Origin of the sequence: Bradyrhizobium sacchari (assembly GCF_002068095.1) — a bacterium.
Classification (GTDB): Bacteria; Pseudomonadota; Alphaproteobacteria; order Rhizobiales; family Xanthobacteraceae; genus Bradyrhizobium; species Bradyrhizobium sacchari.
The window spans coordinates 267,287-280,022 of record NZ_LWIG01000033.1 but is presented as its reverse complement, the minus strand read 5'-3'; the positions used below and the strand labels follow the sequence as shown (position 1 = coordinate 280,022).

At 65.1% G+C, this 12,736-nt stretch carries 14 protein-coding genes, 1 tRNA gene and 1 pseudogene; 8 read left to right on the top strand and 8 right to left on the bottom strand.

Annotated elements, in window-relative coordinates:
• Positions 1 to 34 precede the first annotated feature (34 nt).
• From A5906_RS29280 to A5906_RS29270, 3 genes are read right to left on the bottom strand one after another with little or no spacing between them, the layout of a single operon-like run.
• Positions 35 to 1,393, bottom strand: coding sequence for a TRAP transporter large permease (locus tag A5906_RS29280; protein WP_080138668.1), 1,359 nt, complete (start codon positions 1,391 to 1,393; stop codon positions 35 to 37).
• Complete coding sequence (locus tag A5906_RS29275; protein WP_080138667.1) at positions 1,390 to 1,944, bottom strand: TRAP transporter small permease; 555 nt, start codon at positions 1,942 to 1,944, stop codon at positions 1,390 to 1,392. The genes A5906_RS29280 and A5906_RS29275 overlap by 4 nt, the downstream gene beginning before the upstream one ends.
• On the bottom strand, positions 1,941 to 2,963 hold the full coding sequence (locus A5906_RS29270; RefSeq protein ID WP_080138666.1) for a TRAP transporter substrate-binding protein: 1,023 nt from the start codon (positions 2,961 to 2,963) through the stop codon (positions 1,941 to 1,943). Before A5906_RS29270 ends, A5906_RS29275 begins: the two co-directional genes overlap by 4 nt.
• Before the next feature lie 343 nt (positions 2,964 to 3,306).
• Here A5906_RS29270 and A5906_RS29265 point away from each other — a divergent pair, with 343 nt between their 5' ends.
• Positions 3,307 to 3,549: a pentapeptide MXKDX repeat protein gene (locus A5906_RS29265; protein ID WP_080138664.1), complete on the top strand. Its 243-nt coding sequence runs from the start codon at positions 3,307 to 3,309 to the stop codon at positions 3,547 to 3,549.
• Positions 3,550 to 3,702: 153 nt separating this feature from the next.
• Here A5906_RS29265 and A5906_RS29260 read toward each other — a convergent pair whose 3' ends face one another.
• Complete coding sequence (locus tag A5906_RS29260; protein ID WP_080138663.1) at positions 3,703 to 4,050, bottom strand: DUF6481 family protein; 348 nt, start codon at positions 4,048 to 4,050, stop codon at positions 3,703 to 3,705.
• Between the two features lie 263 nt (positions 4,051 to 4,313).
• Here A5906_RS29260 and A5906_RS29255 point away from each other — a divergent pair, with 263 nt between their 5' ends.
• From A5906_RS29255 to A5906_RS29245, 3 genes are all read left to right on the top strand, one after another.
• On the top strand, positions 4,314 to 4,550 hold the full coding sequence (locus tag A5906_RS29255; RefSeq protein ID WP_080138662.1) for a hypothetical protein: 237 nt from the start codon (positions 4,314 to 4,316) through the stop codon (positions 4,548 to 4,550).
• Positions 4,551 to 4,626: 76 nt separating this feature from the next.
• Positions 4,627 to 4,857, top strand: a complete 231-nt coding sequence (locus A5906_RS29250; protein ID WP_136615555.1) for a hypothetical protein — start codon at positions 4,627 to 4,629, stop codon at positions 4,855 to 4,857.
• A gap of 182 nt (positions 4,858 to 5,039) precedes the next feature.
• The gene (locus tag A5906_RS29245; protein WP_080138660.1) at positions 5,040 to 5,822 is read left to right on the top strand and encodes a hypothetical protein; all 783 of its coding nucleotides are present in this window, start codon (positions 5,040 to 5,042) and stop codon (positions 5,820 to 5,822) included.
• Between the two features lie 97 nt (positions 5,823 to 5,919).
• On the opposite strand, the gene A5906_RS43290 is transcribed toward A5906_RS29245, so the two are convergent.
• The gene (locus tag A5906_RS43290) at positions 5,920 to 6,081 is read right to left on the bottom strand and encodes a hypothetical protein (RefSeq protein WP_167523415.1); all 162 of its coding nucleotides are present in this window, start codon (positions 6,079 to 6,081) and stop codon (positions 5,920 to 5,922) included.
• Positions 6,082 to 6,355: 274 nt separating this feature from the next.
• Here A5906_RS43290 and A5906_RS43285 point away from each other — a divergent pair, with 274 nt between their 5' ends.
• Positions 6,356 to 6,508, top strand: a complete 153-nt coding sequence (locus A5906_RS43285; RefSeq protein ID WP_167523414.1) for a hypothetical protein — start codon at positions 6,356 to 6,358, stop codon at positions 6,506 to 6,508.
• Between the two features lie 141 nt (positions 6,509 to 6,649).
• Here the strand turns inward: A5906_RS43285 and A5906_RS29240 are convergent, their stop codons facing one another.
• Positions 6,650 to 6,877 carry a DUF2171 domain-containing protein gene (locus A5906_RS29240; protein WP_080138825.1) on the bottom strand — a complete coding sequence of 76 codons (228 nt, stop codon included), beginning with the start codon at positions 6,875 to 6,877 and terminating at the stop codon, positions 6,650 to 6,652.
• A 123-nt stretch (positions 6,878 to 7,000) separates the two neighbouring features.
• Between A5906_RS29240 and A5906_RS29235 the strand changes: the two genes are divergently transcribed.
• Positions 7,001 to 8,263 carry a hypothetical protein gene (locus tag A5906_RS29235; RefSeq protein ID WP_080138659.1) on the top strand — a complete coding sequence of 421 codons (1,263 nt, stop codon included), beginning with the start codon at positions 7,001 to 7,003 and terminating at the stop codon, positions 8,261 to 8,263.
• Positions 8,264 to 8,299: 36 nt separating this feature from the next.
• Here the strand turns inward: A5906_RS29235 and A5906_RS29230 are convergent, their stop codons facing one another.
• Together A5906_RS29230 and A5906_RS29225 are read right to left on the bottom strand one after the other, a co-directional pair.
• The gene (locus tag A5906_RS29230) at positions 8,300 to 8,536 is read right to left on the bottom strand and encodes a hypothetical protein (protein WP_245326966.1); all 237 of its coding nucleotides are present in this window, start codon (positions 8,534 to 8,536) and stop codon (positions 8,300 to 8,302) included.
• A 219-nt stretch (positions 8,537 to 8,755) separates the two neighbouring features.
• Positions 8,756 to 8,832 (bottom strand) — tRNA-Arg (locus tag A5906_RS29225).
• 162 nt (positions 8,833 to 8,994) lie between these two features.
• Between A5906_RS29225 and A5906_RS41835 the strand changes: the two genes are divergently transcribed.
• Both A5906_RS41835 and A5906_RS29220 read left to right on the top strand, forming a co-directional pair.
• Complete coding sequence (locus tag A5906_RS41835; RefSeq protein WP_136615554.1) at positions 8,995 to 9,240, top strand: hypothetical protein; 246 nt, start codon at positions 8,995 to 8,997, stop codon at positions 9,238 to 9,240.
• Positions 9,237 to 12,736, top strand: a pseudogene (locus A5906_RS29220) (alpha-2-macroglobulin family protein); the annotation flags it as partial. The gene A5906_RS41835 and the pseudogene A5906_RS29220, both read left to right, overlap by 4 nt.

Here is a 12,736-nt window from a genome sequence, read left to right as displayed (position 1 = left end):
CGCTTCGCCCACCCTACGGCAGTTATGGTCGTCGCTACCTGCTCCCGTCCGGCCCCATCACGAGATCCGGCAGCCAGGTTGAAATCCCCGGCACGAAGCACAGCAGCAGCACCGCGAGCATCATCAGCAGCACGAACGGCAGGGTGCCCCAGATCACCTCGCGCAGGGGAATGTCGGGCGCGACGTTGCGGATGACGAAGATGTTGAGGCCGACGGGCGGATGGATCAGGCCCATCTCCATCACGATGGTCATGACCACGCCGAACCAGATGATGTCGAAATTGGCGGCGCGGAGCGGCGGCAGGATGATCGGCGCGGTCATCAGGATGATCGAGACCGGCGGCAGGAAGAAGCCGAGCACGACCACCATGACGAGGATCGCGAACAGCAGCTCCCAGCGCGGCAGGTGCATCGCGACGATGGATTCGGCGACCGATTGCGAGATGTGCAGATAGCTCATCACATAGGAATAGAGCAGCGACATGCCGATGATCATCATCAGCATGGTCGATTCCCGGATCGTCGACCTCATGATGGGGGCAAGGTCACTCGGCCGCCACACGCTGTAGATCGCCGCGATCAGCGCCAGGGCGAGCAGGCCGCCGAGGCCCGCCGTCTCCGACGGCGTCGCGAAGCCGCCATAGAGCGCGATCATGACGCCGGTGAGCAGCAGCACGAACGGGATCACGCGGGGCAGGACGCTGAAGCGCTCGGCGAGGGTGTACTCGTCGCGGGCGAGGATCGGGGCCTCCGGACCGCCATTCTTGAAGATGGCGTCGGCCGCCGCGTATTCCTGGCGGAAGCGGAGCACGGCATAGACGCCGAACAGCGAGACCAGCAGGAGGCCGGGACCGATGCCGGCAAGGAACAGCCGTCCCAGCGATTTTTCGGCGGCGACCGCGAACAGGATCATGGTGATGGAGGGCGGAAGCAGGATGCCGAGCGTGCCGCCGGCGGCGATGATCCCTGCGGCAAAGCCGCCGGAATAGCCGCGCTTGCGCATCTCGGGAATGCCGGCCGAGCCGATCGCCGAGCAGGTTGCGGGCGAGGAGCCTGCCATCGCCGCGAACAGCGCGCAGGCGAACACGTTGGCGACGCCGAGGCCGCCGGGCACGCGGTGCAGCCAGGCGTGCAGCGCCGAGTAGAGATCCTGGCCGGCGCGCGACTTGCCGATTGCGGCGCCCTTCAGAATGAAGAGCGGGATCGACAGCAGCGTGATCGAGGCCATTTCCTCGTAGACGTTCTGGGTCACCGTATCGAGCGAGGCCGAGGGCATATAGATGCCCATGAACACGACGGCGACCGCGCCGAGGGCAAAAGCAATCGGCATGCCCGAAAACATCACTAGCAGCGTCGCGATGCCGTAGGCGAGGCCGATCCCGAAAACGCTCATGGCCGCCGGCCTCCAGCAAAGGGCAGCACGAGCTGCACGAGAATCTGGACGCAGAGCAGGCTCATGCCGAGCGCCATCAGCGAATAGGGAATGGCGAGCGGCGGCGACCACATCGAGTTCGAGACCTGGCCGTCGACATAGGCCTCATGGGCCAACGTCCAGGACTTCCAGGTGAAGAAGGCGCAGAACAGCAACGTCGCAACGTCGACCAGCCAGAGCCGGACCCTGTTCGCGAACGGCGAGAGCAGGCCGACAAAGGCCTCGATGCCGATGTGGCCGCGGTTCTGCTGCACATAGGCGGCGGTCATGAAGGTGGCGCCGACCAGCAGGAACACGGCGGCCTCGTCCTGCCAGTAATTGGCGGCCTTGAACAGCGCGCGGCTGAGCACGCTGTAGCTCAGGATAGCACAGGCAGCGACCAGCGCGATCGCGGCGAGCACGACGATGATGCTGTTGAGGATAGCAAGACCGCGATCGATCGCCGCCGCAGGGCCTGCGCCCGCGGCGGCGGTTGCGTGGTCGTCACGATCCGGAAGCGGACCGTGGCTCATGCCGCGACGTCAGTGGCGAGCTTGAGCAGGTTGGCGGCGGTCGCGGTCTTGGCGCCGTAGTCCTTCCACGCGGTGTCGCGAGCGATGTCGCGCCACTTGCCGACGATCGCAGCATCGAGCACCGAGACCTTGGCGCCGGCTTTCTCGTAGACCTTGGCGACCTCGACGTCATCGTCCTGCGCACCCTTGCGGCCGAAGGCCTCGAGCTCGGCGCCGACCGTGAGCAGGACGTCCTGCTGGTTCTTCGGCAGCTTGTCGAAGATCGCCTTCGACATCATCAGGGGCTCGAGCATGAACCAGTAGGAGGCTCCTGCGCCGGAGGTCAGCGACTTGGCGACCTCTTCGAGGCGGAACGAGATCAGGCTGGTGGAGGAGGTGATGCCGGCATCGCAGGCGCCGGTCTGCATCGCCGCGTAGATCTCGTTCGACGGCACCGACAGCACCGAGGCGCCCGCGGTCTGCAGCACCATGTCCATCTCGCGCGAGCCGCCGCGCACCTTCATGCCCTTGGCATCTTCTGGCGCGACGATCGGCTTGGAGCGGCTGGCGACGCCGCCGGCCTGCCATACCCAGGTGAGCAGGATGATGCCCTTGTCGGCGAGGAAGTCGATCAGCGCCTTGCCGACCGGCTCCTTCTTCCAGCGCAGGCCCTGGTCGTAGGTGGTGACGAGGCCCGGCATCAGGCCGATATTGGTCTCCGGCAGCTCGCCGCCGGCATAGGGCATCGGATAGAGCGAAATGTCGAGCGCGCCCTTGCGCATCGCGGAGAACTGCGCGTTGGTCTTGATCAGCGAGGAGTTCGGATAGATCTCGGCGGCGATGTCGCCGTTGCTGCGCTTACTGACTTCAGCGGCAAACATGCGGCAGAGCCGGTCGCGGAAATCGCCCTTGTCCACGGTCCCGCCCGGGAATTGATGCGAGATCTTCAACGTGGTGGCGGCGTGTGCGGTGCCGGTGCCGAAGCGCAGGATGGCGGGCGCGGCGACAGCGGTCGCGATCAGATGGCGGCGCGTAATCATGGTGTGATCCCCTTGAACGTTTCTTTGAACTGTTCTTGTTGGTGTGATTGGTTCGTCTTGTCAGACCGGCGTTTGGGCCCATCCTAGCCGGTCTTCGAGGCGATGTTCTCTCATCTGATAGTTCGAGACCGAATGTCGCGGCAAGTGCCGGTCGTGCTGCGCTGCACACTTGTCGTCAACCGTCCTTCGAATGGAGGCCGGATATCGCGGGTGCGATTGCGGCGAATGCGCGGAGGCCCGGAGAAATCTTTCGCCAAGGCCGTAACAAGACCGCTCCCTGATCCGTCGAGATCAATTAGCGGCGTCCGTCGCTGACAAACACATCTCGAAGGGAAGATGATCCATGACCATTCGTACCCGTATCGCGCTCGGCGTCTCGGTTGCCGCTCTCTCGCTTGGCCTCGCGCTGTCGCCGGCCGCCTTTGCCCAGGACAAGATGGGCAAGGACGACGGCATGATGAAAAAGGACACGATGTCCAAGGACGGCATGAAGAAGGATGCCATGTCCAAGGATGACGGCATGAAGAAGGATCACATGTCGAAGGACGGGATGAAGAAAGACGACGGGATGATGAAGAAGAACTGATCTTCTGTCGTCACTGGCGCGCGTGCGAGAGGCAGATGCGCGCTCGGAAGAGTCCGGGGGGCGGTCGCATGGACCGCCCCGAAACGATGTCTCAGTTCAATTTCAATTGAACGTGACTACTGCGTGTTACTTTGTGAACGTTCTTTCGGAACGTTACTTGCGCTTGGCCTTGCGGGCGGCGTAGCGGGCGTCGCGCTTGGCTTTCTGCTCGGCCTCGAGCGCAGCCTGCTTGGCGACCGCTTCCTCCGCTTCGCGCGCGATCCGCGCGGCTTCTGCGGCCTTGGCTTCTTCCTCGATGCGCTTCTGCTCGGCCTTTTCCGCCTCGCGCGCAGCCTTCGCCTCGGCGCGCTTGGCCGCAAGGGCCTCGCGTTCGGCACGGCGCGCGGCAACGGCCGGATCGTCGGGGCCCGGCTGCGACTTGAATTTGTTCAAAAGATTTTTGCGGGCGTCCTGCGCCGCCTTTTGCCGGTCTGCAAAGCCGGGTTCCCTGAATCCACTCATCGACGAGCCTTGTCTTCCTCGCTTTCAATCCTACATCACTGATCGTGGGTACGTCGGCTGGGCATAGCGCGGCGCCGCGTGACGGAATGCGTGTACATCGGCGCGCGTCACGACGCCATACATAATCGCAGCCTATCAGGTAGACGAAAAATCGCCCCCGACGATCTCTCGTAGCCCGGAAAAACTGCCGAACTGTGATGTCCCTCATAAGAGGCGACTACGGCGGCGCCTAGCGTCCGCCTGATACGCGACGGAGCACGGGCATGACCATCTTCCAGCTGAGCCTCAAGGCGCTCGCGCTCACCCTCGTGGTGGCCGCGCTGGCCGGGGCAGCATTGCTGTTTGCCCGTCCGCAACCGATCGAGAACGCCGTCCTGGGCGCCGATTGGGAGTGCAGCCAGACCGCCTTCGTGCTCACGACCTGCGCACCGCGGGCCCGCGAGGCGATCCCGGCAGTCGAAACCTCGCGCAAGGATGCGATCCACCAGACCCGGGGCTGAACCGGCCGGGACGGCCGGGATGTGACGCCTCGTCGCAGAGGTGATAAAGGCCGGCTTGCCGTGCGATCAGGTGGCCATGTCCGAGTCCAAGCCCGAGTCCAAGCCCGAACCGGGCGAGAAGCCCAAATCCCTGCGACGACCTCCCTCCGGCGACAACCGCCGCGGCGCCATCGCGGGCCTCGTCATCGCCATCGTGATCCTCGGAATTGGCTGGTGGCTCGCCCGCGATCTCACCTCTGCCAGCAAGATGCAGGACTGCCTGATGTCGGGGCGGACCAATTGCAATGTCATCGAGCCGGCCCGCTAGACGCGCTTCCGCGCGGCCTCCGCCGCCCTTTGGGCCGGAAAATTGCCGTGATCTTAATCATTTGTAACGGGACTTAGCAGATCAAGCAGGTCAGTTATGCCAGCCGGCATCACCCCGGCGCGAGGCGAATCGTCTATCGCGCGAGGAAGCGCGGCGAGCGAGAGAGTAGGGGGCAAGCACGCATGAGTGCGTCCAGTCGCAAGAAGATCATCATTCCCTTGGTTTCGGCCATGTCATTGGCGCTCTCGGCGCAGGCGCAGGAAGCCAGGCCGCCCAGGGATGCAGCCCAGCCTCCGGCTGGCCAGGGCGCCGGCGCTCCGCCGCAGACCAATCAGAACATGCGCAAAGGACCCCCGCCGCAGCAGGCAGCCCGACCCGCGCCGCCGCCCGGTGGCAGCCAGCCTCGTGCCGGCGGCCCCGGTCCCGGCCCGCACCATGCCGCTGGTCCGTCGCCCGGCCACAACTACGCTCGCGGCCCCGCGCCGGCGCGCGATTGGGGCGGACATGCCTATCGTGGCAGGGTCGCCTGGGATGGCGGGCGCTGGCGCCACGAAGTCCATAACGGCCGATCAGGCTGGTGGTGGGACGTCGGCGGCGTCTGGTATTATTATCCGCAGCGGATGGCCGGTCCGCCCGCCTATATATCGGAGGAGTATTACGACGATGTGCCGGTGGCCTACGCCCCGGCGCCGCCTCCGGTCGCCTATGAACCGCCGCCCCCGCCGCCGCCGGCCGATCCCGGCGTAAGCGCGCTTGGTGGAGCGATTGTCGGAGGCGTGCTCGGCGGGCTGATTTCGGGCAATGCAACGGGGGCCGCCGCGGGCGCGGTTCTCGGCGGCGCGACCGGCGCGATCGCCGGCGCGACGGCGGCTTCGCGCCCCGGCTACTATCTGGCCGAAGGCAATTGCTACTACCGCTATCCGAACGGACAGTATGTGCAGGCCGATCCGCGCGCGTGCTATTGAGCATCTGCACAGGATCTGAAACTGAAGAGGCGGGCGAAAGGCCCGCCTTTTTGGTTTCGTGCCGGTGTGTGCGGATGAGGGCTGATCGTCTCGCGCGTCAGGATACCAGCCAATTGAAGAATGCCATCGCGCCCCAGACCAGACCTGCGATCCAGGCCAGCATCACGAGACCGATCGCCGCAAGACAAGCGATGCCGAACAGATCGGATCGCTGTCGTTGTGTCGGGGCCCTCGCTTCGGCGGCTGCTTGCTGTGCCATGACGGGAAAGACTCCCACGCCGCCTCGCGCTTTCCGGAGGCGCTGAGACGATGTCTAGCGCGAGACGCCGGGCGCTGGCTGTGATGCAATTCACAGATAAGTGGGAATGGGGCCGAGCCTTAACCTGCGACGACGAGGCTGAAACCGCCAGTGACGTTTCATGGCCGGAACAATCTGGGCGTGCCGAAATCGCTCGCGACAACGTCCGTCATCCGCAATCATACGGACGAAATTGCCACGCACTTGTCCAGATCGAGCGGTTAAAATCCGACTCATGTGTAACAAGTACGACCCGCAGCACGAAGCCGAAGCCGCAATGAAGCGCGCCGCTGCGTCCGAGGGCGCCGACCGGCAACGCCTGATCGAGCTCGCCATCGCCTGGCACCAGCTTGCCCGCGAGCGTCGCGAGGATGAGCCGACGGAATAGCGGTCACGCGCAATCAGCGCTACAGCAACTCTCTATTAAGATTTGCGCAGCGCTGATTTTCGCGATCGCGATTCGTGCTTTGCGAACGAAGCGGAGTCGGATCGTGAACAATCAAAACGCTGCCGAAGGGGCTCTGTGTTGTCACGCAGCTTCCGACTTCGGGACCGCGTCGGCATTGACCGAAAGCTTGACGACATCGCCCTCGACCGCGCCGACATATTTGGTCTCGATGTAGTGATGGTGGTCCTTGTGCCCTTCCGGGCTGTCCTCCCGGGTCAGCTTGATGCGGTTGCCCTCGAGGCGGTCGACGGTGCCGACGTGCACGCCGTCCTTGCCGATGATTTTCATGTGTTCCCTGATTTTCGGCATGATGTCCTCCTTGGGCAGTCTCAACGAAGCAGACGGCTCTTCGTTGCTCGGCGCAGCGTGCCGCAGTTTGGACCCCGGAGGCGCGCCGGACGTTGAAGGAGGGTTGCAGCTGACAAGCGTCGTATGGAGACCATCAAGGCCTATCTAGAACGCAAGCACAGGGAGATCGGGCTGCTGAATGGCTGCCTGAGCAGCCCGCGACACATGCCGTGCCCACGTTCGGTGGACGAGGTCATCAGGACGAAATTCCAGCTGACCGCTGCCTTGCGCGCCGAGCATGCGCTGCAGGACTGGAAGGCGACGGAGACATCCTGGTCGGCCACGGCGTCTCCGACCAGCGGTCCGTTCACATTCAGCTACGACTACCAGCGCGCAGATCTGAAGGTGAACGGTCCCTCGTTCTATGAACGCGAGGCCGGCAGCAGCGGCGAGACGATCTATACCGCCTCCGGCATGGCCGCGATCGCGGCGCTGCTGTTTGCCGCCACCCGGATCGTCGCCGGTGCTGACGTCCTGGTCCTGCCGGGCTCCTACGGCGAGACGCTGGAGCTGATCGACCGATTCGTCCCGGATTTGCGGCTCGTCACCTTGAGACCACCGTTGGACGATGGGTTTGCTCCGGCCGGCGGCCTGCGAATTCTTCTGCTGGATTCCTGTGTCTCCGCGACCGCATTTGAAGCGGCGCTGCGCTGCGACGGTTCGACGCTCGATCTCCTGATCTTCGACACGACATGCTTTGCCGGCCGGTCCGGCCGCATCCGTCGTGTCCTGCGCTTGGCCCGGCGAAGCGGAATTCCCGTCGTGATGGTGCGAAGCCACACCAAGCTCGATTCGCTCGGTGCGGAATACGGCCGGCTCGGCTCCGCGGTGTTCATGCGCTGGAGCGAGGAGGGCGCCGAACATTCGTTGTCTGAGCGCCTCGCCGCGGAGACGCGCGATGCCGTGCGGCTGCTCGGCGGCGCGGCGTTGCCGGCACATTTCCCACCCTTTGTCGGCACGACGGATTATTGGGTCTTAACGAAGCGGCGCGTCGCAGCCATCCTGCGTAACGGCCGCCAGGCGGCCCGACTTTTCGCGCGCGAGCTTGCCTCGCTCTCGGCCGAGCTCCACTTCACCCACGGCCTCTACATCACCCTTCGCAGCAGACGCCGCCTTGATGAGGCCAGCGCGCGACAAGCCGCAGATGCGATGAGCCACGATCTCGGCCGCGCCGGCTTCCCGATTCGCCACGCCGGCAGCTTCGGCTTCGACTTCGCCGCGACGGAATGGTTTCACGACGCGACCACGGACGAATACAGCGTCCGGGTCGCGGTGCCGGATCTGCCGACCGAGCTCTGGAATGATCTGGCGGCGGCGATTGCGGGTTGGTGGCGGGCGCACGAGTAGGCGGCCGGGAAATGATGCGCAGGCAGCGCACCTGGATCAATCGATCGCCAGGCACTGCTCCAGCGGCTGCTTCTCCTGGAGCGGCTTGTCATGATTGCCTCGCGACCACGCCTGAACGACGAAGGCGAGCTCATGCTGGCGCACCACCGCGTCCGTAATGGACGCCCGCGCCGTCTCGACGCGCTTTACGATCGCGCCGGCGTTCACGTCGACGCCAGCATCAATTGCCAGAAATGATATTGCGATGACGGCCACCGCAGATGCGATGGCCATCCTCGTCCACTCGGACGATGGCATCAGAGTCCTTCTCGGGCGCACGTTGCCCGGCGCATAGATAGGACCGATGAGCCCGGTTCAAAGGGCCGGCCACGCGTTCGTGAAGGACGACGGATCGGCGAATGAACGTCGTCTGGCGCGTAACCTCGGCTGAGTGGTTTGCCGGCTCGACGGGAACGAGGGTCTGGTGGCAAGGCTTGGCGGCAAGACGGAGGCTGGCGATCCCGGCAGGACTCGAACCTGCAACCCGCGGAGTAGAAATCCGCTACTCTATCCAGTTGAGCTACGGGACCGTCTTGGGCCGCCCGGTTCGGGCGGCTGGCCGTTCATCTAGCATGCCAATATGAAAAATTGGGTGTTTCGCCAAGTCTGAACCGAACCGTTTTCCTCAATGGCGCGACAAAGCGGAACGGTGGGGTGTCAGGGTGCCGGGTTGAGCGGCAGCGGACTGGACGATGGATCACATCGCCGGGAACGCTGAACAGCTTCCGGGACACGGCCGCCGGTCGACCGGCTGGGTGTTGCTGCGCCATCAGGACGGCGTGCGCGGCGATATCTTGATCGGTCTCCTCTGGGCCTGCCTTGTCATGGCGAATGCGACGTTTTGCACCTCTGGTTCCATCGCCTTGAGTCCGTCACCTTTCCGCGCATTTCTTGCGACAAGCGGCGTTCGTCCGCGATTTCCGGGAGTCCATCCATGATCGGTCTTGTTCGCGCCGTCACAATCTGCGCCGCGCTGGCGCTCGGCCTTAACGCGGCGCAGGCCGCCGACAAGGCCTTCAAACGCGACGATCTCGCCGATTCCGCGATCAAGCTGGAGGCGCAGATCAAGAGCGAGGCGGGGCCGGTCGCCAAGACCAACGCGACGCTGCGCACGGATGCCGACGCCGCCTTCAAGCGCAATGATTACCGCACCGGCCTGTCAGTGCTCGGCCAGATTGCCGCCACCACGCCCGAGGATGCCGGCAACTGGCTGCGGCTCGCCAAGGTGATCTTCCAGATCTGGCCGAAGAACTCGAGCGAGCAGACCTTCCTGCTGGAGCGCGCCTCGACCGCGGCCTATGTCGCTTACATGCGCGCCGGCAATCCGGGCGAGGAGGCCGACGCGCTCGCGGTGCTCGGCAAGTCGCTGGCCGAACGCAAGCTGTGGCGGCCGGCGCTGGATTCGCTGCGGCTGTCGCTCGACCTGCGCGAGGTCGCCGATGTCCGCGGGCAATATGAGAAGCTCCGCGACGAGCACGGCTTCCGGCTGCTGGACTATACCGTGGACTCGGATTCGGCGAGCCCGCGCGCCTGCTTCCAGTTCTCGGAGGAGCTCGCCAAGCGCACCGACTTCGCGCCGTTCCTGGTCCTCGCAGGGCAGGACAAGCCGGCGCTGTCGGCGGAAGGCAAGCAGCTCTGCGTCGACGGGCTTAAGCACGGCGAGCGCTACAACATCAACTTGCGCGCCGGCCTGCCGTCCACGGTCAAGGAAGGCCTGCCGAAATCGGCCGAGTTCAACGTCTATGTACGTGACCGCAAGCCCTTCGTGCGTTTCACCAGCCGCGCCTATGTGCTGCCCAGGACCGGCCAGCGCGGCATTCCCGTGGTCAGCGTCAACACGCCCGCGGTCAACATCAACGTCTTCCGGATCGGCGACCGCAACCTGATCAACACGGTGGTGGACAGCGATTTCCAGAAAACGCTGACCAAATACCAGCTCAGCGATCTCGGCGACGAGCGCGGCGTCAAGGTCTGGTCGGGCGAGCTTTCGACCGCGATGACGTTGAACCAGGACGTCACCACGGCATTCCCGGTGGACCAGGCGCTCGGCGAGCTCCAGCCGGGCGTCTACGTGATGACCGCCGCGGCCAAGGGCCCCGGCTCGGACGACGAGTACCAGCTTGCCACGCAATGGTTCATCGTCTCCGACCTCGGGGTTACAGCTTATTCCGGCAATGACGGCATCCATGTCTTCGTCAACTCGCTGGCCTCGACCGATCCGGTCGGCAAGGCCGAGGTGCGGCTGGTCGCTCGCAACAACGAGATCCTGGCGACGCGCAAGAGCGACGAGACCGGTCACGTGCTGTTCGAGGCAGGCCTTGCGCGCGGCGAGGGCGGCCTGTCGCCGGCGATGCTGACGGTCACGGGCGAAAAGGCCGACTATGCCTTCCTGAGCCTGAAGACCTCCGCCTTCGACCTGTCCGACCGCGGCGTTTCCGGGCGCGCCGTGCCCGCCGGCGCCGATGCCTTCGTCTATGCCGAGCGCGGTGTCTACCGCTCCAGCGAGACCGTTTTCCTCACGGCTCTCTTGCGCGACGGGCAGGGCAACGCCGTGAGCGGCGGGCCGATGACGCTGGTGATCGAGCGCCCCGACGGCGTCGAATATCGCCGCGCGGTGCTGCCCGACCAGGGCGCCGGCGGCCGCACGCTGTCCGTGCCGCTCAACTCGGCGGTGCCGACCGGTACCTGGCGCGTGCGCGCCTTCACCGATCCGAAGGGCGCGTCGGTCGGCGAAACCACGTTCATGGTCGAGGACTACGTTCCCGATAGGATCGAATTCGACTTGTCGGCCAAGGACAAGCTGATCAAAGCTAACGCTCCAGTGGAGCTTAAGGCGGACGGCCATTTCCTTTACGGCGCGCCGGCCTCGGGTCTTGGGCTCGAAGGCGACATGCTGGTTGCGCCTGCGGCCGGACGTCCGGGCTTTGCCGGCTACCAGTTCGGCGTCGCCGACGAGGAAACCACCTCGAACGAGCGCACGCCGCTGGAGAATTTGCCGGAGGCCAATGCCAACGGCGTTGCGACCTTCCCGGTGACGCTCGACAAGCAACCTGCCTCGACGCGCCCGCAGGAGGCGCAGATCTTCGTGCGCATGGTCGAGACCGGCGGCCGCGCCGTCGAGCGCAAGATCGTGCTGCCGGTCGCGCCCGCCGCTGCGCAGATCGGCATCAAGCCGCTGTTCGGCGACAAGAATGTCGCCGAGGGCGACAAAGCCGAGTTCGACGTCGTGTTCGTCTCGCCGGAGGGCCAGACGCTGCGCCGCGACGGCCTGCGCTACGAGCTCCTGAAGATGGAGTCGCGCTACCAGTGGTATCGCCAGAACAATTACTGGGAGTACGAACCGGTCAAGTCGACTTCGCGGGTCGCCGACGGTGATGTCACCATCGCCGCTGACCAGCCTGCGCGCATCTCGCTCACCCCGCAGCCCGGTCGTTATCGGCTGGATGTGAAATCGAACGATGCCGACGGCCCGGTGACCTCGGTGCAGTTCGACGTTGGCTGGTACTCCGACGGCAGCGCCGACACGCCGGACCTGCTGGAAACCTCGATCGACAAGCCGCAATATTCTTCCGGCGATACCATGACGGTGTCGGTCAACGTCCGCAGCGCCGGCAAGCTGACCATCAACGTGCTCGGCGACCGCCTGCTGACGACGCAGACCATCGACGTCAAGGAAGGCACCGCCCAGGTCAAGCTCCCGGTCGGCAAGGACTGGGGCACCGGCGCCTATGTGGTGGCGACACTGCGCCGTCCGCTCGATGCCGCCGCCCAGCGCATGCCGGGCCGGGCGATCGGCCTGAAATGGTTCGGCATCGACAAGCAGACCCGCACGCTTGCGGTGAAGCTGACGCCGCCGGCGCTGATCCGCCCCAACGCAATGCTGAAGATACCGGTCAAGCTCGACGGGCTCAATCCGGGCGAGGACGCCAAGATCGTCATTGCCGCGGTCGATGTCGGTATCCTCAACCTCACCAATTACAAGCCGCCGGCGCCGGATGATTATTATCTCGGCCAGCGTCGCCTGAGCGCGGAGATCCGCGATCTCTATGGCCAGCTCATCGACGGCATGTCGGGCACGCGCGGCCAGATTAAGTCCGGCGGCGACGCCGGCGCGGCCGAGCTGCAGGGCTCGCCGCCCTCGCAAAAGCCGCTGGCGCTCTATTCGGGCATCGTCACCGTCGCTGCGGACGGCACCGCCGAGGTGAGCTTCGAGATTCCGGAGTTCGCCGGTACCGCGCGCGTCATGGCGGTGGCCTGGACCGCGACCAAGCTTGGCCGCGCCAACACGGATGTCGTGATCCGCGATCCCGTCGTGCTGACCACGACCCTGCCGCGCTTCCTGCTCAATGGTGACCACGGCACGGTCAATCTCGAGATCGACAATGTCGAGGGCCAGGCCGGCGACTACGTCATCAACGTCAAGACCGGCGGGCC

Excerpts from the sequence above, each read along its gene's own strand:
- A5906_RS29280 (WP_080138668.1), bottom strand. The coding sequence starts at position 1,393 with ATGAGCGTTTTCGGGATCGGCCTCGCCTACGGCATCGCGACGCTGCTA.
- A5906_RS29275 (WP_080138667.1), bottom strand. The coding sequence starts at position 1,944 with ATGAGCCACGGTCCGCTTCCGGATCGTGACGACCACGCAACCGCCGCC.
- A5906_RS29270 (WP_080138666.1), bottom strand. The coding sequence starts at position 2,963 with ATGATTACGCGCCGCCATCTGATCGCGACCGCTGTCGCCGCGCCCGCC.
- A5906_RS29265 (WP_080138664.1), top strand. The coding sequence starts at position 3,307 with ATGACCATTCGTACCCGTATCGCGCTCGGCGTCTCGGTTGCCGCTCTC.
- A5906_RS29260 (WP_080138663.1), bottom strand. The coding sequence starts at position 4,050 with ATGAGTGGATTCAGGGAACCCGGCTTTGCAGACCGGCAAAAGGCGGCG.
- A5906_RS29255 (WP_080138662.1), top strand. The coding sequence starts at position 4,314 with ATGACCATCTTCCAGCTGAGCCTCAAGGCGCTCGCGCTCACCCTCGTG.
- A5906_RS29250 (WP_136615555.1), top strand. The coding sequence starts at position 4,627 with ATGTCCGAGTCCAAGCCCGAGTCCAAGCCCGAACCGGGCGAGAAGCCC.
- A5906_RS29245 (WP_080138660.1), top strand. The coding sequence starts at position 5,040 with ATGAGTGCGTCCAGTCGCAAGAAGATCATCATTCCCTTGGTTTCGGCC.
- A5906_RS43290 (WP_167523415.1), bottom strand. The coding sequence starts at position 6,081 with ATGGCACAGCAAGCAGCCGCCGAAGCGAGGGCCCCGACACAACGACAG.
- A5906_RS43285 (WP_167523414.1), top strand. The coding sequence starts at position 6,356 with ATGTGTAACAAGTACGACCCGCAGCACGAAGCCGAAGCCGCAATGAAG.
- A5906_RS29240 (WP_080138825.1), bottom strand. The coding sequence starts at position 6,877 with ATGCCGAAAATCAGGGAACACATGAAAATCATCGGCAAGGACGGCGTG.
- A5906_RS29235 (WP_080138659.1), top strand. The coding sequence starts at position 7,001 with ATGGAGACCATCAAGGCCTATCTAGAACGCAAGCACAGGGAGATCGGG.
- A5906_RS29230 (WP_245326966.1), bottom strand. The coding sequence starts at position 8,536 with ATGGCCATCGCATCTGCGGTGGCCGTCATCGCAATATCATTTCTGGCA.
- A5906_RS41835 (WP_136615554.1), top strand. The coding sequence starts at position 8,995 with ATGGATCACATCGCCGGGAACGCTGAACAGCTTCCGGGACACGGCCGC.